The sequence below is a fragment of the Acinetobacter sp. ANC_7512 genome (genome assembly GCF_056779935.1).
The window spans coordinates 102709-128275 of record NZ_JBWYIX010000011.1; the positions used below are offsets into that span (position 1 = coordinate 102709).

Below are 25567 nucleotides of genomic sequence, written 5' to 3' on the forward strand. Positions count from 1 at the left end.
GCTGCTTAAATTTGAATACCCAGTCACAGTTCAACTACAAAAATAATGGAATAAAAATCAAACCCTTAAGGATATAGGACACAAAAATGCAGAATACTCTAAATGCTGAAGAACCCGCTTCGGTCAAAAAAAATACGAGATACGCTTGGTACGTAGTCACACTATGTATGTTGGCTTATATATTTTCTTATATTGATCGACAAATTTTAGTCTTGATGATTGAACCCATCAAAGCAGATTTAAATTTAACTGATACTCAGTTTAGTCTATTGCACGGTTTAGCTTTTTCCCTATTTTACGCATTTATGGGATTGCCAATCGCTTATTTAGCAGACCGATTTTCCCGACCAAAAATTATTGCAATTGGCATTATTTTTTGGAGCTTAGCAACAGCGGCTTGTGGTCTAAGTAAAAACTTCATTCAACTTTTTCTTTCAAGAATGGGGATTGGCATTGGTGAAGCAGCATTATCACCCGCAGCATATTCCATGTTTAGTGATATGTTCAGTAAAGACAAATTAGGTAAAGCCGTTGATATTTACTCCATTGGTTCTTTTATCGGTGGAGGGATGGCTTTTCTCGTTGGCGGCTATGTGATCAGCTTATTAAAAGATGCAACGTTTATTGATGTTCCTCTACTCGGCATGATAAAGGCTTGGCAAGTTGCCTTTATTCTTGTTGGATTGCCAGGCGTTTTTATTGGTCTTTTATTTATTTTAACAGTAAGAAATCCGCAACGAACAGGACAGAAACTCGATGCCTCAGGTAATGTCGTAAAAGTTAAATTTACGGATTCGTTTAAATTCTTAAAAAAGCATATTAAGACATTTACTTGTCACTACATGGGCTTCACATTCTATGCAATGGCATTGTTTTGTGTCATGAGCTGGTCACCTGCATTTTATATGCGTAACTTTGGTCTAAGTCCTGTTGAAACAGGTTATATATTAGGAATGATTCTACCTATCGCAAACACATCTGGCGTTTTCTTTGTAGGCTGGTTAACTAACTAATCTGACAAGTAAATGTCGACGTGATGCTGCAATGTATACTGGTTATTTAGGTGGTTTAGGAATTATCTTACCGATTATTAGCTATACATTAGTAGACTCACTGTGGTTATCTGTTGCTATTTTTACAGTGGCTATGTTCTTTGCATCTTTCCCAATGCCAACCTCAACAGCAGCTATGCAAATTTTAGCTCCAAATCAATTACGAGCTCAAATTTCTGCAATTTTCTTGTTAATCAGTAGCTTAATTGGTTTAGGTATTGGAGCAACTTTAGTCGCATTAATTACCGATAAAGTATTCGGGGATACCAACATGGTGGGTTATTCAATTTCAATCGTAGGTGGTTTCTCAGCGTTATTGACTATTATTTTACTCAAAACAGGATGTAAACATTTTGTGAAAAGTCTAGATGTAGAAAAAAATAATCAACGTCTACTTCTTGCAAGCCAAAGCCGCATTATGATGATGACCCATGTACGATGCCCGATTAAATAAAGATTAACGACGTATCCCCTGTTAGGTCTAGGCTTTCAACATTTTTCGTTTGAAGAGCAGATTATTCTCCCTCAACAACTTGAATAGAAATCACTCTCAAATTTACTAAAATGCGTTCAGGACTGCTGAATAAGGAAAATTCACTTCCAGAAGCTGATTTAACTTAACTCATTCAAATTGTGATTATTGTTTGAAGATATGATGCCGAACCATATAGCGCTAACAAAAAAAGAATATTGTTTAGGTGATCAATCGAATTAGACTGTAATTATTTTTATACTCAGCTCTAAATCAGACACGTCTTAAAACCTTTGAGTAATTGCAAAAAAAGACTCGACCTTAAAAGGCCGAGTCAGGTTATAGTCAAATATTGAGCATTTTTTATGAAAGATTTAATTTTTGAATACCATTTCTACCTGGGAAATCCTTTGCTAAAGATCGAGCATTAGGCATTTTTAACCATAATCTTAATAATTTTCTTCGCTTTGAGATGTCTTCATCATCTATAAATGATGATCGTGAATGCATTACACAATAGTTATTACAGAACTGCATATCACCCGGTTCAAGCATCATATCTAGTCTGAGATCAGGATCTTGTATGTACTGATCGAAAATATCAAGTGCATCGACTTGAACTTTGGATAAAGGTATTCCTTTTCGCTCATGCCCAAGCTCAATATAAGCTCTTAAATAGCGACAGCTTAATTTGTTTTCATAATAACTAAAAATTGGTGTCAAGGTAGGTTCTAGATCTCCCAAATGATCACAATATGTTGGATGATAATAATAACCAAGATATTCAGGATAATTTTCTAAAATTCTATTGTAGACTGTGGCAGCACTGACGAGACTACTCAATCCTCCACTCTTTGCTTTTCTAATTGATAGCAATCCAACTACGTCAGATAAGTCAGTGTGGTAAGGGAGATATGCGTTTGTTTCATAAACTCGCGTTGATTTGTTGTTAAGATCACCAACGTTTTCTACTTTACCCAATAAATCGCCTTTAGGATTTTGGGTAACGGGTTGACCCATATACATGCCTATTAAATAGTAAATAATCGCCAATTGGCGTTCACTAAATTTAGAGACATCCAAACCTTTTAATAGAAAGAAACCATATCCATTCTCAAGCTCATCGGCATATTTTTTAAATTCAGATAAAACTTGTGGATTATTAATCGTTAAATGCGTGTTATTCAATTGATCAATTTCTAGATCTTGTTGTTCTATCAATTGCAAATTTTGGCTTAATTCATGAAGCATTTCTTCGCTTAAATAATAAGTCCAATCTGTCTGATTTTTTAGGTCTTTGCCCACCCATGCCGACTTATGACTGATTTTCTCTTTTAATATCGTATTCATCGCAATCTATCCCTGAACTAGTGTTTGTTTTCCTGCATTTTTCGAACCATTGCATTAAAAAATTTATCTGCGAAAGCACTTTCTTGAATTAACATTTGAGTTAAGTCTGCACACTTCTGTTTTACGATATGATCTAATTCAACATCGTCACCACGCATTGAATCCGCTTGGCATTGTATTTCTGCGGCTCGTTGAACTGTCCAGAGTAGGAAAAAAGCTTTTTCAATCGTACTCTCTCCCACAGCTACACCATGATTTCTAAGTACCAGAATGTGATGATCACCTAAACTTTTGATCATTCTTTGTTTTTCTTCTTCGAATAGAGTAATGCCTTCAAAGGCGTGATAACCTACCCGCCCATATAACTGCGCACCATAAAAATTGTCATTTTTAAAGCCATCTTTCTTTTGTGCAATAGCACTGATTGGTGTGGTATGTGTATGTATTAAACATCGAATATCATCACGAGCACCATGAACAGCACTATGTAAAGCAAATCCTGCAGGATTGGCATCATATTCAGAATGAATCACTTTATTACCGTTTAAATCTACTTTTAATAAATTTTCGGGTGTGATTTCCGTATAGTTCAAGCCGAAAGGATTTACTAAATAATAGTGTTCAGCTCCTGGTAAGCGCGCTGAGACATGATTAAAAATTGTTTCCGTCCAACCAAAATAATCAATAAGGTGATAACAATTCGCTAATTTAACTCTGAGCGCCCATTCAGCTTCAGAGACATTCAATACATTATTTTTCATCTTCATTATTCCTTGTTCTGGCTTGTTCGCTTAAATAGACCGTTAATTCATATATAAGTTTGGATGTCGGCATCGGACATTCATAAGCATCTGCCAATTCAAATACAGCTTCTGCTATGGGTGCTAACTCTAAAGGGCGACGATTTTTGTAGTCATGCCACATTGATGTATATGTTTCCCCCATCTCTGAACCTAACTTTAAAAATGTGTTTGGGTCGATATTGATACGAGCGCCATAGCAAGCCGCAACAGCTCGAACTTCATATAAAATTTGTTGAGTAATTCGAATTAAATTTTGATCAGCATAAATTTTACTTAGCGGAGCATCAGCCACAACCGATAATGGATTGGAGCTCAAGTTAGCCATAACCTTGGTCCAAATTTGATCTCGGATGTTTTCTACGGGTCGTGCTTCAATACTTGTATTTTCAAACAATTCAACAAGCGCATCTAATCGTTCAGTCATTTGATGACTCGGCTCACCAAAGATCAACAAATACGGATTGTCTGATTTGACCTCATTTTCATTGACACTTTGCGCTGTAATAAATACAACAGCGCCAATTAAATGTTCTAATGGAAAATGGTCATTTAAAACGCCCTGTTGATCTAAACAATTTATCCTTGAATTTTTAGAGTTATTCTCTAAACCGTAAAAATACCAAAAGGGTATTCCATTCATTAACGGGACAATGACTGTCGCGTTATGCATATAACGCTTCAGCTGAGTTGAAATTTCATATAAAGCGTTAAACTTCGTTGCTATAAAGATAAAATCTTGTTTTTCAATGCATTCTTCTGTATCCACAATTCGAGATGGATGTACTTGGAATTCACCCAGTACATCTTTTAAGTGAATCCCTTTTTGCTTTAGCGTTTCGACTTTTTCCCCTCGCGCGAGAACAGTGACTTGGTGTCCTGCTAGCGTTAATCTAGCAGCAACTACACAGCCTATGGCTCCAGCACCATATACCAAAATTTTTTTTGACATCCATTCAAATCCCTGAAAAGCGTATGAGTAGTTATGTTCTAAATAGCTAATACGTCTTGATGCTTACTATTAATTCCTAAGTAACTTTCGATGATTCTTGGATCTTCAACTAAATCAGAGCCCCTTCCTTCCATTGAAAGCTCTCCCATTTCTAAGACATAAGCATAATCTGCAAGTTTTAAAGCAGCTCTAGCATTCTGCTCAACTAACAAGATAGACACGCCATGTCCTCTTAATTGGTCAATCACCTTAAAAATTTCTCGGGTGATGAGTGGCGCTAATCCCAAACTCGGCTCGTCTAGCATCAACAATTTAGGTTTAGCCATGAGTGCACGACCCACTGCAAGCATTTGTCGTTCACCACCAGAAAGTGTTCCTGCTTGCTGTGATCGTCTTTCTTTCAAACGAGGAAAAATGTCATACACTTCATCTAAAGTGCTCAAAATCTCTTTGTCTCTTTGGCGATAGCGTTGAAAAGCGCCAAGCATAAGATTGTCTTCAATAGACATTGTTCCAAATAACTCTCGTTTTTCAGGCACTAATCCAAGCCCACGAATGACCATTTGCTCAACCTGTGGACATTGCTCCACATGTCCATCGAAATCGACGTGTCCTTTAGAACCCAGCACCCCCATAATTGCAGACAATAAAGTTGTTTTACCCGCACCATTTGGACCAACAACAGAAACAATTTGGCCTTGATTAACACGCATATTAAAATTTGAAAGCGCTTCGACTTTTCCGTAAGCAACACTCAAATTATTTACTTCTAGCAGAGGCGTGCCCTCTTGATTTCCAAGCATTGTGATCATGCAGCACCTCCTAAATAAGCTTCCAATACAGCTTCATTTTTTTGAATTTCTTCTGGTAATCCTTCAGCAATTTTTTGACCGAACTCCATGACCACAATTCGGTCTGCGAGATTCATGACAAAGTCCATATCATGCTCGACCAAGAGAATTGCCATACCTTCAGCACGTAATTTAGATAGAAGTTCAGCTAAGGCTTGTTTCTCTTTAAATCTTAATCCTGCTGCGGGCTCATCAAGTAGTAATAAGCTTGGGTTCGCACATAAAGCACGTGCAATTTCTAAAATACGTTGCTGCCCGAGTGCTAAACTGCCAGCTTCGACATACAAATATTCTCCAAGCCCTACACGTTCTAGTTGATATTTAGCCTCATTGAGAAGTTCATTTTCTTCAACTCGATCAAGAAGTAACATGGATGAGATGACACTTTTTTCTCCGCGCAAATGTGCACCTATGGCTGTATTTTCTAATACAGTCATTTCAGGCAATATTTTTACGTGTTGGAATGTGCGACTTAATCCTAATTTGGCAATTTCTCTGGATGGTATGCCATTTATTTTTTTACCTTTAAATAAAACTTCACCACTTGTTGGAACATCTACACCTGATATTTGATTGAACATGGTACTTTTACCAGCACCATTCGGACCAATTAAAGCGAGAACCTCTCCAGCGTGAATTTTCAGATTCATTTCATTGTTCGCAACCAAGCCACCAAATTTTTTCGTGATGTTCTTCGCATCTAATATCAATTCACCCTTGTTGATTTGATTTTCTACTTTGTCCATTTGAGGAATGGGGTGGATTGAAGGATATAAATCTACAGGCTTATATTTATTTGGGATCAACTTAGTAATAAATGACCAAATCCCTGATGGTGCTTTTTGCATCAATACAACAATGATTAATCCAAATACGATTGTTTCATAATGACCTTGTCCGCCAAAAATAATAGGCAAAGCGTCTTGCAACCATTGGCGTACCATGGTGAATATGCCTGCACCTAATATTGCACCCCAAATACTACCGACACCGCCTAACAACGCCATAAACAAGTAGTCGATACCCATTTGGAGTCCAAAAGGTGTCGGGTTAATAAAAGTTTGCGTGTGTGCATAAAGCCACCCTGAAATTGATGCAAAAATTGCAGCAATCACAAAGATGATCATTTTTGCTCTAAACGTATTTACTCCCATAGACTCAGCCATTACTTGTCCGCCTTTCAAAGCACGGATTGCTCGCCCCTCTCGAGAATTTAAAAGATTTTTTGTCAAAATAATGGCAATAAATACAATGAGCCAAATGAGGTAGAACATTTTGTTGCCGTTATCAAAGGCAAATCCTGCGATAGAAATAGATGGAATATTCGAAATTCCAGAATGCCCACCTAAAGTTTCAATGGTCGAAAAGAAATAATAAAGTGAAATGCCCCAAGCGATCGTACCTAAAGGCAGATAATGCCCTGAAAGTTTAAGTGTTAAGCCACCCACCAAAATCGCAGATGCGACTGTAATGACTATTCCGAGCAGAAGTCCAAACCAAGGATTACCACCTGTCCATGCGAGGAAACTTGGTAATTGTTCAGTCACAGTTAAGTAAGCAGTTGCGTATGCGCCAATTCCAACTAAGGCTGCTTGACCAAATGTAGTCATGCCTCCAACGCCTGTCACCAATACAAGACCTAACACGACTAATGCATTTAGACCAATATAGTTCAATAACGTGACTTGATAGGTCGGTAAAAAAAATGGGCTGATGAATACAATTAGCGCAAATATAAAGAAATAAGTTTTTGATTTCATTCTTCATCCTCCTCAACATGACGAGTTGTGAGTGATTTCCAAAGTAAGAAAGGAATAATTAATGTAAAGACGATGATTTCTTTGTAATCACTTGCCCAAAACATGGAGAAAGACTCAATAACACCAACAATCACGGCACCAATTGCTGCGACTGGGAAGCTGATTAGTCCTCCAATGATTGCCCCTACAAATCCCTTCAGACTTAAAATAAATCCTGAGTCGTAATACAGGGTTGTGATCGGTGCAATTAAAATGCCTGATAAGGTTCCGATAAATGTAGCTAAAACAAAAGTCAGTTTGCCCGCAAAGATTGGAGAAATACCCATGAGCTGTGCACCGATTCGATTGACAGCGGTTGCATGCAAAGCCTTGCCATAGAGTGTTTTTTCAAAGAAATACCAAAGCACTAAAATCATCACAAAGAATGAAGCGATAATGATCAAAGTTTGACTACTTAAAACAAGAGTTCCAATCTCAAAGCTTTTGTCACTAAACGGTTGTGTTTGAGCACCATTTGGACCGAATATCACGAGTCCTAAACCGACTAATGCCACATGAACCGCTATCGACACTATCAATAAGACTAAAGGTTTGGCTGCCACTAAAGGTTGAAAAAAAGTGCGATACATTTGAGGACCAAGCGGTGTAATCACAGCCAAAGTCAATAAAACTTGAATTGGCATTGGAAGCGTCGCTAAAGGTAGTGTGTACATCGCGATAACGATCAAAGAAATATAAATTATTGATGCAATAAAAATTTTGATATTAAATATTTGATTTTTAAAAAATTTAGCGTATAAATCCAGACTTGTATTGACAATAAAAAACGCAACGACCAGCCAAACTATTAAGCTTGGAATACCTGCTTGAATGGATGCCAAAGTCAATGCACCAAACACAGCAAATTCACCCAATGGAATAAGTAATATCCGAGTGACAGTAAAAACTAAAATGATACAAAGCGCTAATAATGCATAAATAGCACCACTGGTAATACCATCCTGCCCCAAAATTAACGCGATATTTAAATCCATAACATCTTCCTACCCTTTTTTGAGGATGAATTTACCTAGAGCGATATATGCATATCGCTCTGAGTTCATTTATGAAAAGCTAAATTTACTTCAGTAGTTTCCACTGACCATTTTTAACAATGATCATTTCACGCCCACGCTTGTCAAATCCACTATGATCAGATGGGCTCATGTTATACACGCCTTGAGTTCCTGCGACTTCTTTTGTAGATTCCAATGCATCACGTAGAGCTTCACGGAATTGCACGGTGCCAGGCTTTGCTTTTTTCAAAGCAGTCGGTACAGCTTTTTCAAGCAAAATACCTGCGTCATACACATTTGCCCCGAAGGTTGCAGGTGTTTGTTTATATTTTGCTTTATAATCATTGATATATTTAGTAGCAATTTTCTTAGAAGGATGTGTATTAGATACTTCATTTAAAACAAGCATTAAACTGGCAGCTAAAATCGTATTTTCTACTTTCTTGCCACCCATTTTTAAATATTGATCTAAAGCCGCACCATGCGTTTGATAAATTTGCCCTCGATAGCCTCGATCATATAAAGCAGTTTGTGGGGGCACTGCTGAACTGCCTGGTGCTGCAACTAGAATTGCCTGTGGTTTTTTACTTATGAGTTTTAACGCTTGACCAGTTAGAGAGGTGTCTTGACGTTGAAATGATTCTTGAGCAACGATTTTAATCCCATTTTTCTTTGCTAAATTCGCTAAGACTTTTCCCCAGTTTTCTCCGTACGGATCAGCAGTACCGATAAATCCTAGAGTTGTAATTTTTCGCTTCACCATATCTTGCACAAGCGCTTCTGCGATGATTTCATCATTCTGAGTGGTCTTAAACACCCATTTTTTTTGATCCGTCATTGGCATGACTATCGTAGAAGTTCCAACCGGTGCAAGAAGAGGTACTTTCGCTTTAGCAATCGTCCCAATCACAGCAGAAGCATTTGGTGAACCAGAAGGACCAATGATTGCATCAACTTTGTTTTCTTTAATTAGTTTCTCGACAGCTTTGACAGATGCTGTAGGATCACTCGCATCATCAAGAGAAATATATCGAACATTCTCATTACCAATTTTTTTAGGTAATAAAGCAACTGTATTTTTTTGTGGTATACCTACCATTGCTACAGGTCCGGATGATGATGTCACAACTCCAATCGTGATATCAGCTTGAGCATAAGTGGCAATTGCGATTAAGCTTGTTGATAATAATAATTTTTTAAACATCATATAATCTCCAGTTTGTCCATTAACTGTTTATGTAATTAGAATTTATAGCTATATGTAGTAATGATTCGATTTTCAACAAAATCATTACCATTGGTTGTTCCTGCACCATATTTAGTAGTCGTGTCGATATACCTCCATTCTATACCCAACCCTTTAAAAGACCCTTCTGGAACGGTGTAGCCGACAATGAAATTAGCTTCAGTTTCTTTATTATCTGGTAGGCCATTACGCTCTATGTTCGTACCATATAAATAACGCAAAGTCGTTCTTAAACCCGGCAAACCAACATTTTTAAAGTCATAAGAATAAAGTGCATGATAAGTAAGTTCTTCAGGTTTGATGAAACCTAAAGTTGACCAAGTATGTAGGAAAGGTTGAGGAGCGAATCCATCAAATGTTGGAAAATTGGTATCCCCGGAATTTTTTTGAACACCTGCAGCAAAACTATGTGAGCCATTTTGAATGTTGGCCTGAACGCCAAATGTTTTGCTATCTATGTTTCCATAGTATTTGTCACCAGCTTCACTGTTATGGAAATAACGTGCATCTAATTTGATTTTAGAGTCGCCAATTTGAGTGTTATATGCTGCATTTAAATAATGTTGGTTATAAATATCTTCGAGCTGACCAAACCAGTAAGAGCCTGAAATTTTAGGGCTAAAATTATAGTCTAAACCAACATAACTTAAACCATTACTTTCTATTCTTGCTTTACCTGGTGCAAACAAGCTTAGTTTTTCAAATTCATCATCATTACGCGCGTTTATATGAGTGATTCTTCCAGCTGAAAATTTTAAATTTTGAATCGCTTTCGTTTCAAATGCCGCACCAGCATATGTTGTCACCAACTGACGTGAATCATCAATAAATGCAACAGGTGTTCTTGGCGAAAGTTCCCCAACTAATAGCTCAGAATCTTTATATTTCAGCTTTAAGGTTGCACCAAATTTATTATAACTACGTTCTTGCTCATTTTTTATGGGATCAAATGGTAAGATCGAATCAGACCTTTCAGCATTATGATTTGATAATCTTAGTGCGTAACTTGAAGTCACGTCAAAACCCACCTGAACGGGTGTATTGGTATAACCTGAACTAAACTTTAGACCTAATGCTTGTGACCAACTACCAACATCAGGCTGTGTTGTGTTATTTCGATCAATAAAGAAATTTCTTAAATTTATTGTCGTTTGACTATCTTTTACCAAGTCCGCATAAACTGCTGTATTACAGCAAATTGCTAGTATTGCAAATGTAGGTAACTTTTTCACTCAACTTCCCCTTAGTTTTTTACTGATTTTCTCACTCAACCCTGTTTAATTTTTTCTATTCAGCTATATGAAATTTCATATATTCAACCCAATTCTTTTCCAATTCCATAGAAAATTCAATTTTCTTTTAAGTATATTTATATACCTTAATTAATAATTAAATCCCTTTTAAATCTTTATAGATTGAAAAAAAGGCCAAATGTTCTAACATTTAGCCCAATTTGATTTAATGAATACCCGCAATATCTTTTAGAATGGTGATAAAAGTATTCTTTTCTTGGTCACTGTATTTTGCAAATACTTCATTTTGATGCTCATCAGCTATATCAAATAAATAATGTGCGGTTTTTTTACCTTTATCCGTTAATTGGTAGAATTCTTCTGTTTCGACTAGTAGCTCATCTTTCTTAAGGATTTCCGCTGCTCTTTCTATTTCTCGCATAGGCATTGCTATATCACGTGGCAAATCATCTTTGCATGAACTTGCACCACTGCCTAGCACTAAAAGCATTCGAGCTTCACTCGTTCTAAAACCTGTGACTAATTGCTTTGGGATGTAATCATTTTGATAAAACTTGAATGCTCGACTCATGAGATAGGCAACATTATTATATAAGTTACCTTGATATAGTTGACCCAAATCATCAGTTTGGACCGGATTTGAATCTTTAATTCTTAACATTGGGTGTGGTGTTACTGCTGAGTACGCACCCTGGTGATATACTAATGGACTACGACCTTCATCTTGAAAATTAACGACCTTTCCAATAATAATCCAGTGATCCCCGCCTTCTACAATTTGAAATAATTCACATTCAAAAACAGCAGAGCAATTTTCCAGAACTGGAGCATTACCTACACCTAAACGGTAGTTTGCTCCTTCGAATTTATCAATATTGCGTTTAGCAAATTTATTCGATACCTCGATTTGTGATCCAGATAAAATATTGACTGCAAAATGACTAGAGTTTTTAAAAACTTCAAAACTGGTCGATTTTTTATCAATACTCCACAAGATTAAAGGTGGGTCTAATGAAACTGAGTTAAAACTATTGGCAGTTACACCCACTTTTTCACCTTGCGCATTTTGCGCTGTAATAATAGTAACCCCAGTTGCAAAATTACCGAGTGCTCTGCGGAATTTCATCGGATCAATAGCTTGTTCTTCCGATTTTTGATAACTATTCATTCCCTTCTCCTGAATCCCAAAATGACCTTCCATGATGGCAATTCAACTATTAAATATCTAAAACTAATCTTGGTGTTTTTGATCGAGAACAGCACACTAAAATCTGCTCATTACTTTCTTTTTCTTCGTCAGTAAAGTAGACGTCTCGATGATCGGGTTCACCTTCAAGTACATCACACATACACGTTCCACAAACGCCCTGTTCGCACGATAACTCGACTTTAATCCCTTCTCGCGCTAAAGCTTGCAGAATAGTTTCCTCTGGAGCTACTTGAATCGTTTTACCACTTTGTTGTGCAACAACTTCAAAACTAGCGCCACCTAAATCAATATCTACCTGAAAATATTCTTTATGTAATTGATCGGAACTAAAACCCTTAGACTCAGCAAGATTAATAATCCAATCCATAAATCCATTAGGACCACAGGTATATAAATGTGAATCTTTGGCAATATCTTTCATTGCGTGATCAAAAAATTCACGATGATTTGCACCATCATCTTTAAAATGGAAAGTTGTATAACTCGCTAAGGGACCTTGCTTGATTTCATCTACAAATGCAGCGGTTTGTTTAGAGGCTGCACAATAATGCAATTCAAATGACTTATTCTTATTCAATAAATCATAAGCCATGGTAATTAACGGTGTAATCCCAATACCACCACCAACTAAAACGCTGTGAGATGCATCTAACAATGGGAACAAATTTTTAGGATGGCTGACTTGTAGTTGCATCCCTTCAGAGATGTCATTAAACGCCGACAGTGATCCCCCTCTTGATGCTTCGTCTTTTAAGATCCCTAATCGAAAAACACCTTTTAAACTAGGATCTTGACATAGAGAATACTGACGGATTAACCCATTAGGCAGGAATAGATCGATATGTGATCCAGCTTCAATTTCAGGTAATGGAGACTCAGTTGCTGAAATTAAATCTAATACAACAACATTTTCCGCTTCTACTGATCTTTTATTTACTATTACGGAGTATTTTTCGTTCATAGTTTTCCCCTTTATGACTAAGCCAATGCTTAGCGCATAAATAGTCCTCCGTTAATATCCCATGTTGCTCCTGTCACAAAAGCTGCTTGTGGGGATGCTAACAAAGCACAAGTTTCAGCGATAAAACTCATACTGCCTAAAGCCTTAACAGGAATGTTATTGATAAACGCTTCCATTTTTTCATCTGAAACAACGCTGTGTACTATTGGAGACTCCATTGGTCCTGGTGCTACGGCATTTACCGTCACACCTTTAGCGGCAAATTCTTTTGCAAAAATTTTAGTCAAAGTTACGATTGCCCCTTTTGAAGCTGCATAATGCGCTCCCGTTGCAGTACCACCATTCTGACCAGCCAATGAAGCCATATTGATAATTCGACCAAATCCTTTAGATGCCATATATTGACCAATAATTTGGCATGACTGAAATGTTCCTCGTTGGTTGACTTGTGTCACCCAATCAAAATCACTCGCAGTGATTTCAAGGACAGGAGTTGCTTTAGTTACTGTGGCGTTATTGATTAAAACATCCAACTTGTTGAAATGAGTTTCAATCCAACTCACTGCTTCTCTAAAGTCCTGCTCTACTGATATATCCAGTTTTAAGGGATACATTTGCGATGGATACTGACTCGCAGCTTTAGCACTTTCCGCTTTTTCTAAGGTACTTGCAGTTAAAATAACTTGATGCCCTTGTTCAGCAAAATATTCAGCAATCACATTACCTAAACCTGAGGCAGCACCAGTAACCAAAACAACTTGTGACATGGTCACCTCCTATAGAATGTAACTGATACCAGCTAAGGTATCTGTCGAATTGACTAGATTGATAATTTTACGGTCTATTTTGAGTTCGCCATTCTCTTGACGTAGTAGCTCATAAATCACATCAGCAGTGTAATGACGTAAATTTTCTTTGCGGAACTCTCTTAAATTTTGTGCACAGCGTAAAATTATCTTGTGATCAGTTTCTTCAATAATTCGCACACGTGACAGGCTACGAACAGTATTGGCCTTGGGAGCTGTCGAGATTGCTTCACCATTTTCTAAACGCTCTACACGTAATTGACGCATGTGGTGATTGTCATATGCATAGTTCAAATGGTTTTCGTAATCTGTCAATGATGGATCAATTGGAATGATGTATTTGCCATTTTCATTCCATAAATTTAACCATGCTTGATACTCTGAATGATCTAACATGTCAGCTTCAGCCCAAATGAATGCTGTTACTTCGTTCAAAAGATTTAAATTAATTTTCATGCTCTTCCCCTTAAGCCGTCATCAACTTTTTCCATTGTTGGTAAGCGCCACGCATGCCTGTTTCAGCACTCACGTCACTCTTCAGACCATCTTCAGTTTTGACTTCTCCTGGTAATCCACGGTTCAACATGATCCAAAGTTCATTGCCCGCATTTGCACCATGCTGTACACGCTCCCAAGCTTCCGCATCATCTGGCGTACCAAAACCGAAAGGACCTTGGAAATGTTCATGTAGACGTAGGCGATATTGGTTGGCAATTTGTGGTCCACCATCCATCGTAATCACTGAGTGGTGAATTTCAGTTTTATCTACCGCTAATGGTTGCATTACACGGAAGAACGCCATAGAACATGCAATGTTAGGGAAAATATTTAAGTTAAAGCCCGAACCACCGACAGCACGGCAAATTCGACGAACTTCAAGTTCCTCATGACCTTCTTCACGTAGCGCTTGGGCAAGTTCTTCAAAACGCTCTTGGATTGGTCGCTCCATCAACTCTTCATCAAGATCTACCAGTTCTGGAATCATCACCATCACGCTGTGACCATTTCCTAGATCTTCAACATAGCCTGGTTGGTTTTCAAAGTTGAAAAGCTCTTCTGTTTTTTCGTCTACAGAACTTAAGAAAGATTTATGAACTAATGGGAAATGATATGCGTCAGTTGTATTTTCCAACTGAATTTTCCAGTTACCTGGGAATGTAAAACGATGTTCACCTAATACTTTGACTGGATAACCTGCGCCTTGCTTCATGAATAGATCAATCCACTTTTTCGCAGCACCTAAAAAGTCTTCTAATGGCTCAATATCGTCTTTGAAGGTCGCAAAGATCATGCCGTTATATTCTTCTACACGTAGGCTGATCAGTGGAAATTCAGATTTATCTAAACATTCGCCATAACTTTCAGGTGAAGGAACGCCACGCAATGTACCATCCAAAGCGTAACTCCAACCATGATATGGACATACAAAGCTATTTGTTTTGCCTTTTTTATGCTCACAAACTGTAGCAGCACGATGGCGACAGCGGTTGAGTAAGACGTGGACTTTTTTCTTACGATCTCGTACAGCAACTACAGGTTGTTTACCAATATTAATCGTTTTATAACTACCAGCATCTGGAATTTCACTTGCATGAGCAACCCAAACCCAAGTGCTGTAGAAAATTTTTTCCATTTCATCTTCAAAGATTTGTGCATCTTTATATAAAGAGGTATGCACTCGGTCACTTTGAACTAATTCATTGTAATCAATTTCAATATTTTGAACTGGTATTGCACTATTCATCATGTATTCCCTTATAACTGTTTATGCAACTCAACCGACTTAATTTGATTGCGGTACTGGTAACTCATCATCACTGGTCCAATGCGTTACTGGTCGACTGAAAATATTTTCTGTTTGGAAGTGTTTGATTTTCCAAATGCCATTATTTTGTTGCTTAAAACGGATTGTCAGTTTGGCTGCATTCAAGTGGCTTGCACTCGTTTTGAAAGTTGATGTTTGCAACATCAACCAGTGACCAACAGCCACATCACCATCAATATAAATTTGTTCAGAATTCACAAAATGTGCATTCATAACAAAATGCGAGTCCTTCAGCGTGTATGTTTTAAACATGTCATATACTGCCTGCCAAGACTCAAGCCGACCAAATGACTGGGCGTATTTTTTCCCTACCCCCTCCCAAATACACTCAGGATCAAATAAATCCATCAGCGCTTCTAAATTTGTGTTTTGATTAAGTTCATCACAAATTTCCATATAGCGATTTAGGCAATTACGAATTTGATTCTGCGCTTCCAACTGTTGAAGACGTTGAAGAATGCTTTTGAGTTCATTAGAGTCGACCATATCGATATCCTTATCGTTGAATAATTAATTCACGACCAACTCTTGCTTCAACTTTGCAATACTTCCAAAGTTTATATGGACCTTCTCCGACCACAGTCGTACGGAATAAGTTACATGCAGCATGAACTGTCTCAATATCAGGTACATCAGCCAATAAATAGGTTGTCCAAGGCCACCCCGTACTTGCACCTACCATGCTTTGATCATCATCTAAGTTGCCGTATACATGCACGCCAGGTAAATCATGGATACCATTCCACATTTCACCAAATGCTGCCCATACTGCTTTTGCTTCTGCTGGCTCTGCATCAAAGAAGTTTTGGTTAATCCCCATACAGAACAATACGCGTAATGATTTTTTAGCTTCCATTTCGATTTCCTTCTTTTCGGTCATTTATAAATATCCAGGTGTCGGATTAAGCCCAAAGCTCATCGCACCAGCATTTTGTAAAGTTGCATCACCCATAAATGCATGCTGTGTCACGACATTCGTGTCATTCACAAAGCGACTAAATGGATGGTTGGTATAAATGGCAGTCATCCCAGCTAACATTTGCATTTTGCGGGTGACCTTTGCACAGACTCTTGCCGCATGTGTACAAGATAGACGCATATCACTAATTAAATGTGGCTCAGGTTTTCGCCCGTTGAGTACTTCTTCCCATACAATATCCATGGTGTTGTAGAACCATGTTCTTGCAGCTAGGAACTCAGCTTCAGCTTTCGCAAATTCGTACTGAGTGATAGGTCGATTAGCAATTTCTGCACCTCCAGTAATCGACGACTTACCTGGAGCTAATTTTCTAAATTCTTCCAATGACGCCGAGGCTACGCCAATTCCGACTACGGTGAGGACTTGAGTCGCCAAAGAGAGGGATGGATATTTGAAAAATGGTTCGCTGAGTTTAGATGGCTCACCCCGAACAAAAGTCCAATGCTCAGGTACAAGTACATTATCGACAATGAGATCGTGACTACCTGTGCCTTTTAAACCTACTGTATCCCACGTCATTTCAATTTGTGCTTTATGCGCTGGTAAAACAGCCATACGTGGTAAGCCATGAGATTCATTATCTTTGATCGGAGCAATGCCTACACCAACGATATCTGCACCTTTACAACCACTTGAGAATTTCCAACGGCCTTTTACAACTAAACCCTCATCGGTCACTTGAGCAGCTTGCGGTGGAAAAATTCCACCAGCAAAAACGATATCTGGACCATTTTTATAAAGTTCGGAAAGTGTCTCTTCAGGTAAACTCCCAAGATAAGCTGGGCTCATACCAAAACTTGCAACCCAACCTACTGATCCATCTGCTTTAGAGAGCCTTTCAATAAGTTCACAAAACGTACGCGGTGAAACCTCATCACCACCGAAACGTTTAGGAACTAAAGCACGATATACCCCAATTGATTTCAGTTTTTGAATAATGTCTTGACTCACGTATGCTTGTTCGTCAAATTCACCTGAACACGCTCGCTGTCTAATCTCTTGACATAATTCTTCAAGATCAATCAAGCTCTCTGTTTGATCTTTGGCTAAATTGCTCATTTGCCACCTCCTTGTGAATGCTTCGTAATATCGACAATGTGTTGTGCAATAGCACACAATTTTTCATCTTCACCATGCTTAGCAATTAATTGCATACCTACAGGTAAGCCATTTGATGTTTCATATGGAATCGTAAGCGCTGGATGGCCCGATAGATTGAATGGTCGCACGAGCTTAGTTAAATTGAGGAAAGCAACAGTATTTTCAGCTTCGTCTAATTTAGGTGGAAATTGAGGTAGTGTCGGCAGTATCAAAACATCAACATTGTTGAGTAAATCATTGATCTGCTCTGTGAATTGAGTTCTTATTAATTCAGCATTTTCTACATCTTTTTGAGTGGTTTCAGATGCTTTTAATAAACGCTGCTGAACATCATTGGCTAGAAGTCCAGTTTGAGTAAGATCATGATATGCACCCCAAGTTTCGTAATTAATGATCGACATACCTGCTTGATATGCTTCATCAATATTGTCTATGAATAGATTTTTTTGAGGTAAATCAATTTTTGTTAACTCAGCATCTAAGACACGCCAAATTTCAGATTCCGCTTCGACACGTAATATTCCTAATTGAATCTGCTGTAGATCGATTTGGATTTCTTTAAATGTAGGATCAATGATCTGCATAGCAAGAATCAGATTTTTGATATCTGATGCGAATGGTCCGACGCAGTCTAAAGTGGTATCTTTTGGCCAAACACCATCACGACTTACACGACCAAATGAAGGTTTTAATCCATACACTCCACAGCAAGCGGCTGGCATACGAATTGAGCCACCTGTATCCGTACCAATACTGAAGTCCGCTATATCTGCCGCAATAGCTGCAGCCGAACCACTGGAAGAGCCTCCAGGAATAAGTTGCGGATATTTAACATTTAAAGGTGTTCCGAAGTTTTTGTTTATTCCAGTTATACCGAATGCGAGTTCATGAAGATGAGTTTTTCCAATAATTTTGCAATCACTGCTGAGTATATTTTTTATAATTTCAGCATGTGAAAATGCAGGGCATGCTCCACTGCGCGCCTGAGTTCCAAGTGTCGTCACTTCATTTTGTATATCAATTGAGTCTTTAACCACGACTCTAATTTTTCCATCTCCTAAAGAGAGACTTCTAGATATAATATTCAATTCACTTTTCCATGTATTTTTATACTCAACATCAATATCTGAAAAATTAATGTATTTGTCAAGTTATTTTGAAATAAAATAATCTTTGTCTTTTTTCTTGTATAATCAATTATATTTTTTTAAGTTTAATTGCTGCTCATGTTAAAAAATTTTGAAAATTATTTGCCAAATAACGATCCCAAAAGTTTGGAAAATTTCCCATTTTTTTGGATATCTCAAGTTAATGGTAAGTATTCCCAATTGATTGATAAATCTTTAAAAAAAATCGGTCTCGATAATACAAAAAGAAAAATCATTTTGAGTACAAATGCTCTCGGTGAAGCGAATATCACTGAAATAGCTAATTTAGCAACAATCAAATTAACAACTGCAACTAAAGCAATCTATAGATTAGTCGAAGAAGGGATAGTTGAAGTTTTCTCATCCCCTCATGATGAAAGGATTTCTATGGTGAAGCTCACTGAAAAAGGATATGGTCTTGTGGATGAAATTAATCAGATCAATCGTGTTACTTTAGCTGGTATATTAAATTCTTTTGATGAGCAAGAACTTGAGTCACTAAATTTACAATTAAAGAAAATATTCAATTTAATGCCAAATAGGTAAAAAGACTAAAATCTTTTTACCTACTAACGCTTATTTCATAATTTCATATTGTGGAATAAGCTGATTAAATCGCAAATTTTCAGCGAATTTTGATATGACATTTAGTTTATATTGATAAATATCCATACTTTCATATTTGTAAAAACCTGATAGTTCTCTAATGCCATTTCTATTTTCGCGCATATTTTTTTTGATAATATCAGGGGCTTTGTAACGCTCACCAAGTTCTTCTCTCAAATACTCTGAAGCATGATACAGAATATCTCCTCCTCCCCAATCGATAAACTCTAACATTCCTAACACTGAAAAACGCAAACCAAAACCTGTACGAATCGCTTTATCAATATCCTCAGCACTTGCTACGTTTTCTTCAACCATTCTCGCTGCTTCATTCATTGCTAATGCTTGAATTCTTGGAACAATGTATCCAGCAACTGCATTACAAATCACTGGGACTTTACCAATTGCCTCAAGTAATGTTTTTAGTTTTTCTACTGCTATATCAGCAGTATGCTCCGATCGGCTTAGCTCAACTAAAGGCATTAAATACCCAGGATTAAGCCAATGCGCATTAACAATACGTTCTGGATGAGAAATTAATTTTGCTATATCAGTGACCAAAAAGGTCGAAGTCGTTGATGCTACAATACAGTTTTTAGAAATTAAGGGTTCTAACCACCGAAAACAATGTTGTTTATGAGTCATTATTTCAGGTACACCTTCAATAATTAATTCACAATTTTTCCAATCAATAGTTTGATTATCTTTGAAATAGAAATGAATTCTTTCTTTTAATACTTTACATTGATCATTCACTAACATCCCGATATGTTCTAAGAGATGCAACTCTTGTTCGAGGCTGTCATTCCATTTTTGCAGAAATTCATTTTTTTCTGCTGGGTTTCGATCTTTTACATCTACAAGTGCAATCTCAATTCCTGCATATGCGAATGCGATCGCAATCGCATTACCCATTCTGCCTGCACCTACAATAATAATATTTTTAATCATGCAGATTGCTCTCCGGAGTTCAACAGGTGTTTTAATTGTTGCTGTGTTAAATCAAATAACCCTAAATTTTCAAGAGTGCGACCCTCACTATACAAATCCCTACCAGTAATTGATGATGCGATATTCAGAAGCCCTTCAGCAATCGGCGTTTTGACTCCAACATACTTACCAACCGATACAATAAATGACAGGCCTAATCGTGTGTCTTCGAGCATATACCTATGGGAATGTAAATCTATTTTCTCGCGCCAATCGCCACTGTCAGTCAACTTACCATGTGCCCCCCTACCATACATCCACTCATCTCCTTCACCCTCTTTATTGTAGTGATCTGCGAGTGGGAAATGCTGTTTCGAGTATCCCAATGCTTCACGAATATTCATTCGCTCTTGATCTAATAAGCTCGTTACTCTCCTCACTGAAGGTTGAGTACCTTCATTATGAATATCCCATACATCAAAATGTTCTAAAGGTGCAGCATTGAGCATAATTAATGGAGGATGAATAATGGGTCCTGCATTCATTAAAGCTCCACTCAAAGCATCCTCTATAGACTCGATGCTGTCATAAGCTTGCTTTAATACTCTAATAGCATGATCTTTTAATTTTGCTGGATAGACCCCAGTAGGCAATCTCGTCGCATATACACTAATCACGATAGAATTCGGACTATGTTTTCTTACTAAATATGGCAACGTACCCGTTTCTGCAAAAGCCACGTCAGACTTATTCCCAACTTTAAGCATTGCTTGAGCAAATAGGTATGTTCCAAAAGTACCTGGTGGTAAAAATACGACTTGACCAGATGTTAAGTAGGGTGCTATTTCAATCGATAAATCTTCATGGCTTGTTGCGGGTAAAGGAATAATAATCAATTCAGCGTTTTCAATAGCTTTGGATAAATCAGTTTCAAGTTGAATTTTTTGATGTTCATCCCCAACAGATACTGTTCTAGTGCCACGAAAGTCTTTTACAGTAAGCTCACCATATTTCGCTAATTCTTTTAGTGAATCTCGATTTCTTCGCCATAATTTAACTTCGTGATTTTTTTCCGCCATTTCCACTGCTGATGCATAACATCCATGTCCACCGCCGAGAACTGTGATTTTCATTTTCTTCCCTTACATATTTATTGTGTATTGTGATAGTAGGAAAGATTCTTCTTTTTGCTCGCGTCAAAAAGCGGTACTGCTATTCGAATTACGAATTTATTTCTATTAATTTGTTTTGTTTCACGGTTTCTGAAGGCGTGCATCCATAACGTTTTTTATAAAGCCGAGTAAAGTGTCCAAAGCTTCTTACACCATGAGCATTGAAGATATCAATTATAGGCTGATCAACCTGAGTGTGTTTAAGTTCTTGATGAACTCGGTCCAATTTGATTGATGTCATGAAACTGAGAGGCGTTTGGTTCAAATAGGTATTAAATCCCTTTTGAAGCGTTCTTACCGAGACTTTTACAAGCCTCGCAACTTCCTCAATCGAGATTGCTTCCATATAATGTTGCTCAATCAAATGAGCTGCATTTTTGATATAACTTGGGATGAGTTGATATTTTTTATCTGCGATTCGTTCACTGAAATTATGTGGAATTTTGATCAGTAATAACTCAGTCAAATATGAACTAAAGCTATCAGAAATTTGCCACCAGTTTTCAATATTTGAATATGCAAAGCATAAGTAGTTCAGTGTTTCTAAAATTGAAATTCTTTCTTCAGATGTATAGGAAATGCCACTATCGAAAATAAGATTTTTTTGAGGGATATACCCCAACAAGCGATATAAAACAGTGTTGATCAACTCATGATCAATTTTTAATATGATATTTCTACATTTGGCTTGGAGTTCAATTCTATTTTCAAAATGAGGATGAGAAACTGTAAGTAATCCAGGACGTTGTTGATAAGTTGAATGATCATATTTGACTTTACATTCGCCTTCCAAATTAAATCTAAACAGATAACTTTGACACTCAGCACCAAAACTAATTTGAACTGGAGCATTGTAACTTAATTCAAATAGTGCAACTTGACCAAATGAAAACCCACTTAATTTTACTTCTAAAGATTCATCATTCAATACTTCAAATTGATGAGGGCACAAGTATTGTCCTATCACATCTTTAATCTGAAAATAATCTTTTGAAGACAATAAGTTGAATTTCTTTAAAAGTTTCAGATTCGATAAATACATGATAGGTGTACCCTCATTATTTTATTCAGACATGATTTATTTAGACTCAACTTGCAAACTATTTTCGAAGGCTTTACAACCCACTTTCAATAATACAAAGCACAATACGCATGATATTGCACCAACGATAGATATCGATGAACCGACCATTAAAGGATTTTCAAAAATACGATCCGTAATTAAAGCCACTAATGTGGTACCAATACCTAAAGCAATCAAATTACTGATGAGTAAAAAGATAGATGAGATTTGGGCACGTAATTGATTTGGCGAAAGCATTTGCATTGCTGTTGTTGAGATCGGCATTGGGAAAGAAGCGAAAAACATTGCAACAACCAACAATGTAACTGATAGCCATAATTCATTAACTTGTGAAAACAAAATTATTGGAATAATCAGACCTACGATTCCAATCACACCCACAAACATAGGCGAATCTTTTCTGCCTTTTTGAATAAAATAATCATTCATCCAACCAGCCGCAAATACACCTAAAGTATTTGAAATCAGTAACACGGCACCCAACATATAGCCCACTTCAGTAGCTGTCATATTGTAATGTCGTATGTAAAATGCAGGTGTCCAGCTAATTAAGCAAAACAATGCCATGGCATAAAAAGTAAATCCCAAATAATGACATGTAAATGTTTTTTTATGCTTTTTCAGGAATTTAAAAGTATCACTAAGCTTCACTTTTACTACGTTCCCCTGCGCATCGACCATTTGCCCTTTACGCTTAGGATCTTTAACAGTTAAAAGTACCAATATGCCAATAATGACTCCTGGTAAACCCACTAAAATAAACGCTACTTGCCATGCCTTTAACATTCCCAATAAGGGTACAGCGATAAGAGACATGTCCTTGAGTAATCCAATGACAAAACCACCTACTAAGAATGCGATTCCTCCACCAACAAAAGAACCAATCGAATAAATAGCGACAGCTCGACCCAATTTATCTTTTGCAAACATATCACTAAACATTGAATAGGCTGCAGGTGACAAAGCAGCTTCACCAATTCCTACTCCCATTCTGCTCAAAAACAACTGGATAAAGTTCTTACTTAAACCACATAAAGCTGTTGCAATGCTCCAAAATACAATCCCGGCAGCAATTAATTTTGGTCTTGAGAATCGATCTGCGATATAAGCCAGCGGCAGACCCATGAATGCATAAAATAAAGAAAAAGCTAGTCCATGGAGTAGACTAAATTGCGTGTCAGTTAAATTCAAATCTGCTTTTATCGGTTCAATCATCAAAGCCAAAATTTGACGATCGATAAAAGAAAATATATATGCAACCATGCAAAGTATTACAACATACCAAGCATAAATATCCTTCTTTTTTGCATCATTGCTCTTTAACTCGGAAATTTTTCCCATCGAAATCATCCTAAATATTTTATAGATCAGCGCTATCCCTATGACAAATCCATGCCAATTTATGCTGATTTATAAAATAAATATCATTTTTAACACTATTATTCTATTTATTTTTCCATTAAATATTACATATAAATAGGTATTTTATATTAATCTAATCTAAAAAAATTAGTTCATGCTCTTCAATTCGTCTAGATAATCTAATATTTGTTTGATGTATTCATTATTATCGATACTTCTATAGGCAACTGTAATTGGACTTTCAGCCTCATTATCTAGAATTGGTATAAATTTCAAATTTTTCATACCTATAGAGCATGCACTCTTTGGAATAATACACCCCCCCTCACCAGATGACACCATCCCCAATGCCATATGGATTTCTCTCGTCTCGATCAGATTTTGGGGAATTAAGTCAAGTTCAGAGAATATTCCTTGAACAAAAGTTGAGAAGTTTGGTTTAGGAGTATTTGGATATATATAAATATGTTCGTTGACCAATTGTGATAAATGTACTTCCTTAACATTTTGGGTCACTAATGTATGATCTTTGTGCACTGCTAAAAAAAGTTGCTCTCTTTCGATCACTATTCTTTTTATTGAAGGATCACTAATTCCTAATCGACCAAACCCAATATCAATTTTTCCCAATTTCAAAGCTTCTACCTGGTCCCTGGTTCCGCATTCCACTAATTCAACTTTTATATTTGCAATATGCTTTCTTAAATAATCAATGATCTCAGGTAATTTCCAATAAAAAAGCGAACCAACATATCCAATTCGTACCGTTGTATCTGTCACTTTATATCGATTTACCATCGATTTAGCATGTGCTGTTAAGGTCAGTATCTGTACAGCATATTGGTAAAAAAATTCTCCAACTTCAGTTGTTTTAATCGGTCTCATGCCTCTTTCAAATAATACGACACCTAACTCTGACTCTAAGTTTTTGATTTGTCGAGTAAGTGGTGGTTGTGCGATACATAACTTTTCAGCAGCTTTTGTAATACTTTTTTCTTCGACCACCGTAGCAAAATACTTTAATGTTCTTAATTCCATTGAAATTTCCTTAATCCATACTTTTTTAGTATTTTAATATACTACCTAACCTCTATTTTCAATACTTTATTTCAAATAAGGTATTTAGCATATATTAATGGAATATATTGCTGCATGTACAAAAATATTGAAACCTTGCTCGTTGAAATCCCGACGATCCGCCCACACAAGATGGCGGTCGCAACGATGCAAACTCAAACCTTAGTCCTCATTAAAATCGAAACTTCGGATGGTTTCATTGGTTGGGGCGAAGCTACCACCATCGGTGGCTTAGGCTATGGTGAAGAAAGCCCTGAAAGTATCAAAACCAATATCGATACTTATTTTGCTCCACTACTCAAAACTTTTACTGATCTCAACGTTGCTCAAATTATGCAAGTGTTGAAGAAGAATATTAATGGCAACCGTTTTGCAAAATGTGCCATTCAAACTGCTTTACTCGATATTCAAGCTCAACGTTTAGGCTTGCCGCTGTCTGAAGTGCTAGGTGGCCGTCTGCGTGACAGCGTCCCTGTGCTTTGGGTGTTGGCTTCTGGTGATACGGATAAAGATAT

23 protein-coding genes and 2 pseudogenes are annotated in these 25567 nt (G+C 37.1%); 3 read left to right on the plus strand and 22 right to left on the minus strand.

Features of this window, described 5'->3' with window-relative positions; translation table 11 throughout:
* Window positions 1-86 precede the first annotated feature (86 nt).
* Window positions 87-1431 (plus strand): annotated as a pseudogene (locus AC1M9H_RS11390) (spinster family MFS transporter); the annotation flags it as partial.
* 456 nt (window positions 1432-1887) lie between these two features.
* Here AC1M9H_RS11390 and AC1M9H_RS11395 read toward each other — a convergent pair.
* The 17 genes from AC1M9H_RS11395 to AC1M9H_RS11475 form a co-directional block, all read right to left on the minus strand.
* Window positions 1888-2874, minus strand: coding sequence for a TauD/TfdA family dioxygenase (locus AC1M9H_RS11395; RefSeq protein WP_481613423.1), 987 nt, complete (start codon window positions 2872-2874; stop codon window positions 1888-1890).
* Window positions 2875-2891: 17 nt separating this feature from the next.
* Window positions 2892-3635: a class II aldolase/adducin family protein gene (locus AC1M9H_RS11400; protein WP_228143120.1), complete on the minus strand. Its 744-nt coding sequence runs from the start codon at window positions 3633-3635 to the stop codon at window positions 2892-2894.
* Window positions 3625-4626, minus strand: coding sequence for a ketopantoate reductase family protein (locus tag AC1M9H_RS11405; protein WP_481592086.1), 1002 nt, complete (start codon window positions 4624-4626; stop codon window positions 3625-3627). The genes AC1M9H_RS11400 and AC1M9H_RS11405 overlap by 11 nt, the downstream gene beginning before the upstream one ends.
* A 38-nt stretch (window positions 4627-4664) precedes the next feature.
* Window positions 4665-5438 carry an ABC transporter ATP-binding protein gene (locus tag AC1M9H_RS11410; protein ID WP_481592085.1) on the minus strand — a complete coding sequence of 258 codons (774 nt, stop codon included), beginning with the start codon at window positions 5436-5438 and terminating at the stop codon, window positions 4665-4667.
* Window positions 5435-7237, minus strand: coding sequence for a branched-chain amino acid ABC transporter ATP-binding protein/permease (locus AC1M9H_RS11415; RefSeq protein ID WP_092767697.1), 1803 nt, complete (start codon window positions 7235-7237; stop codon window positions 5435-5437). The genes AC1M9H_RS11410 and AC1M9H_RS11415 overlap by 4 nt, the downstream gene beginning before the upstream one ends.
* Entirely contained in the window at window positions 7234-8271 is a 1038-nt protein-coding gene (locus AC1M9H_RS11420) for a branched-chain amino acid ABC transporter permease (RefSeq protein WP_481597782.1), read from the minus strand. Before AC1M9H_RS11420 ends, AC1M9H_RS11415 begins: the two co-directional genes overlap by 4 nt.
* An 85-nt stretch (window positions 8272-8356) precedes the next feature.
* Window positions 8357-9499 carry an ABC transporter substrate-binding protein gene (locus AC1M9H_RS11425; protein WP_180028233.1) on the minus strand — a complete coding sequence of 381 codons (1143 nt, stop codon included), beginning with the start codon at window positions 9497-9499 and terminating at the stop codon, window positions 8357-8359.
* 35 nt (window positions 9500-9534) lie between these two features.
* Window positions 9535-10770, minus strand: a complete 1236-nt coding sequence (locus tag AC1M9H_RS11430) for an OprD family outer membrane porin (RefSeq protein WP_035266345.1) — start codon at window positions 10768-10770, stop codon at window positions 9535-9537.
* 226 nt (window positions 10771-10996) lie between these two features.
* Complete coding sequence (locus AC1M9H_RS11435; RefSeq protein ID WP_180028234.1) at window positions 10997-11959, minus strand: p-hydroxyphenylacetate 3-hydroxylase reductase component; 963 nt, start codon at window positions 11957-11959, stop codon at window positions 10997-10999.
* 49 nt (window positions 11960-12008) lie between these two features.
* The gene (locus tag AC1M9H_RS11440; protein ID WP_481592082.1) at window positions 12009-12962 is read right to left on the minus strand and encodes a PDR/VanB family oxidoreductase; all 954 of its coding nucleotides are present in this window, start codon (window positions 12960-12962) and stop codon (window positions 12009-12011) included.
* Window positions 12963-12991: 29 nt separating this feature from the next.
* On the minus strand, window positions 12992-13729 hold the full coding sequence (locus AC1M9H_RS11445; RefSeq protein WP_092767689.1) for an SDR family NAD(P)-dependent oxidoreductase: 738 nt from the start codon (window positions 13727-13729) through the stop codon (window positions 12992-12994).
* A gap of 9 nt (window positions 13730-13738) precedes the next feature.
* Window positions 13739-14224, minus strand: coding sequence for an aromatic-ring-hydroxylating dioxygenase subunit beta (locus AC1M9H_RS11450; RefSeq protein ID WP_481613424.1), 486 nt, complete (start codon window positions 14222-14224; stop codon window positions 13739-13741).
* A 10-nt stretch (window positions 14225-14234) separates the two neighbouring features.
* Window positions 14235-15512: an aromatic ring-hydroxylating oxygenase subunit alpha gene (locus AC1M9H_RS11455; protein ID WP_481613434.1), complete on the minus strand. Its 1278-nt coding sequence runs from the start codon at window positions 15510-15512 to the stop codon at window positions 14235-14237.
* A gap of 39 nt (window positions 15513-15551) precedes the next feature.
* Window positions 15552-16079, minus strand: a complete 528-nt coding sequence (locus tag AC1M9H_RS11460; protein ID WP_481613425.1) for a nuclear transport factor 2 family protein — start codon at window positions 16077-16079, stop codon at window positions 15552-15554.
* Between the two features lie 10 nt (window positions 16080-16089).
* Window positions 16090-16449, minus strand: coding sequence for a hypothetical protein (locus AC1M9H_RS11465; protein ID WP_035266405.1), 360 nt, complete (start codon window positions 16447-16449; stop codon window positions 16090-16092).
* A 24-nt stretch (window positions 16450-16473) separates the two neighbouring features.
* A complete protein-coding gene (locus AC1M9H_RS11470; RefSeq protein ID WP_481597778.1) occupies window positions 16474-17631 on the minus strand; it encodes an acyl-CoA dehydrogenase family protein in 1158 nt (385 codons plus the stop codon).
* Window positions 17628-18761, minus strand: coding sequence for an amidase (locus AC1M9H_RS11475; RefSeq protein WP_481613426.1), 1134 nt, complete (start codon window positions 18759-18761; stop codon window positions 17628-17630). Before AC1M9H_RS11475 ends, AC1M9H_RS11470 begins: the two co-directional genes overlap by 4 nt.
* 138 nt (window positions 18762-18899) lie before the next feature.
* Between AC1M9H_RS11475 and AC1M9H_RS11480 the strand changes: the two genes are divergently transcribed.
* Window positions 18900-19367: a MarR family winged helix-turn-helix transcriptional regulator gene (locus AC1M9H_RS11480; protein ID WP_092767678.1), complete on the plus strand. Its 468-nt coding sequence runs from the start codon at window positions 18900-18902 to the stop codon at window positions 19365-19367.
* A gap of 30 nt (window positions 19368-19397) precedes the next feature.
* On the opposite strand, the gene AC1M9H_RS11485 is transcribed toward AC1M9H_RS11480, so the two are convergent.
* The 5 genes from AC1M9H_RS11485 to AC1M9H_RS11505 all read right to left on the minus strand — a co-directional run bounded on the left by AC1M9H_RS11485 (window position 19398) and on the right by AC1M9H_RS11505 (window position 25013).
* A complete protein-coding gene (locus AC1M9H_RS11485; RefSeq protein ID WP_481613435.1) occupies window positions 19398-20384 on the minus strand; it encodes a 3-hydroxybutyryl-CoA dehydrogenase in 987 nt (328 codons plus the stop codon).
* Window positions 20375-21490 carry an NAD/NADP octopine/nopaline dehydrogenase family protein gene (locus AC1M9H_RS11490; RefSeq protein ID WP_481613427.1) on the minus strand — a complete coding sequence of 372 codons (1116 nt, stop codon included), beginning with the start codon at window positions 21488-21490 and terminating at the stop codon, window positions 20375-20377. The genes AC1M9H_RS11485 and AC1M9H_RS11490 overlap by 10 nt, the downstream gene beginning before the upstream one ends.
* Before the next feature lie 88 nt (window positions 21491-21578).
* Window positions 21579-22571 carry a helix-turn-helix transcriptional regulator gene (locus tag AC1M9H_RS11495; RefSeq protein WP_481587688.1) on the minus strand — a complete coding sequence of 331 codons (993 nt, stop codon included), beginning with the start codon at window positions 22569-22571 and terminating at the stop codon, window positions 21579-21581.
* 36 nt (window positions 22572-22607) lie between these two features.
* Window positions 22608-23954: a spinster family MFS transporter gene (locus tag AC1M9H_RS11500; protein ID WP_481613428.1), complete on the minus strand. Its 1347-nt coding sequence runs from the start codon at window positions 23952-23954 to the stop codon at window positions 22608-22610.
* 168 nt (window positions 23955-24122) lie between these two features.
* Window positions 24123-25013, minus strand: a complete 891-nt coding sequence (locus tag AC1M9H_RS11505) for a LysR family transcriptional regulator (protein ID WP_035266330.1) — start codon at window positions 25011-25013, stop codon at window positions 24123-24125.
* A 114-nt stretch (window positions 25014-25127) separates the two neighbouring features.
* Here AC1M9H_RS11505 and AC1M9H_RS11510 point away from each other — a divergent pair.
* Window positions 25128-25567, plus strand: a pseudogene (locus AC1M9H_RS11510) (muconate/chloromuconate family cycloisomerase); the annotation flags it as partial.

Coding starts and splice junctions, on each gene's coding strand:
- AC1M9H_RS11415 (WP_092767697.1), bottom strand. CDS start 7,237: ATGAAATCAAAAACTTATTTCTTTATATTTGCGCTAATTGTATTCATC.
- AC1M9H_RS11410 (WP_481592085.1), bottom strand. CDS start 5,438: ATGATCACAATGCTTGGAAATCAAGAGGGCACGCCTCTGCTAGAAGTA.
- AC1M9H_RS11505 (WP_035266330.1), bottom strand. CDS start 25,013: ATGGAATTAAGAACATTAAAGTATTTTGCTACGGTGGTCGAAGAAAAA.
- AC1M9H_RS11395 (WP_481613423.1), bottom strand. CDS start 2,874: ATGAATACGATATTAAAAGAGAAAATCAGTCATAAGTCGGCATGGGTG.
- AC1M9H_RS11470 (WP_481597778.1), bottom strand. CDS start 17,631: ATGAGCAATTTAGCCAAAGATCAAACAGAGAGCTTGATTGATCTTGAA.
- AC1M9H_RS11405 (WP_481592086.1), bottom strand. CDS start 4,626: ATGTCAAAAAAAATTTTGGTATATGGTGCTGGAGCCATAGGCTGTGTA.
- AC1M9H_RS11445 (WP_092767689.1), bottom strand. CDS start 13,729: ATGTCACAAGTTGTTTTGGTTACTGGTGCTGCCTCAGGTTTAGGTAAT.
- AC1M9H_RS11465 (WP_035266405.1), bottom strand. CDS start 16,449: ATGGAAGCTAAAAAATCATTACGCGTATTGTTCTGTATGGGGATTAAC.
- AC1M9H_RS11450 (WP_481613424.1), bottom strand. CDS start 14,224: ATGAAAATTAATTTAAATCTTTTGAACGAAGTAACAGCATTCATTTGG.
- AC1M9H_RS11455 (WP_481613434.1), bottom strand. CDS start 15,512: ATGAATAGTGCAATACCAGTTCAAAATATTGAAATTGATTACAATGAA.
- AC1M9H_RS11400 (WP_228143120.1), bottom strand. CDS start 3,635: ATGAAAAATAATGTATTGAATGTCTCTGAAGCTGAATGGGCGCTCAGA.
- AC1M9H_RS11480 (WP_092767678.1), top strand. CDS start 18,900: ATGTTAAAAAATTTTGAAAATTATTTGCCAAATAACGATCCCAAAAGT.
- AC1M9H_RS11420 (WP_481597782.1), bottom strand. CDS start 8,271: ATGGATTTAAATATCGCGTTAATTTTGGGGCAGGATGGTATTACCAGT.
- AC1M9H_RS11460 (WP_481613425.1), bottom strand. CDS start 16,079: ATGGTCGACTCTAATGAACTCAAAAGCATTCTTCAACGTCTTCAACAG.
- AC1M9H_RS11425 (WP_180028233.1), bottom strand. CDS start 9,499: ATGATGTTTAAAAAATTATTATTATCAACAAGCTTAATCGCAATTGCC.
- AC1M9H_RS11495 (WP_481587688.1), bottom strand. CDS start 22,571: ATGTATTTATCGAATCTGAAACTTTTAAAGAAATTCAACTTATTGTCT.
- AC1M9H_RS11500 (WP_481613428.1), bottom strand. CDS start 23,954: ATGGGAAAAATTTCCGAGTTAAAGAGCAATGATGCAAAAAAGAAGGAT.
- AC1M9H_RS11435 (WP_180028234.1), bottom strand. CDS start 11,959: ATGAATAGTTATCAAAAATCGGAAGAACAAGCTATTGATCCGATGAAA.
- AC1M9H_RS11440 (WP_481592082.1), bottom strand. CDS start 12,962: ATGAACGAAAAATACTCCGTAATAGTAAATAAAAGATCAGTAGAAGCG.
- AC1M9H_RS11490 (WP_481613427.1), bottom strand. CDS start 21,490: ATGAAAATCACAGTTCTCGGCGGTGGACATGGATGTTATGCATCAGCA.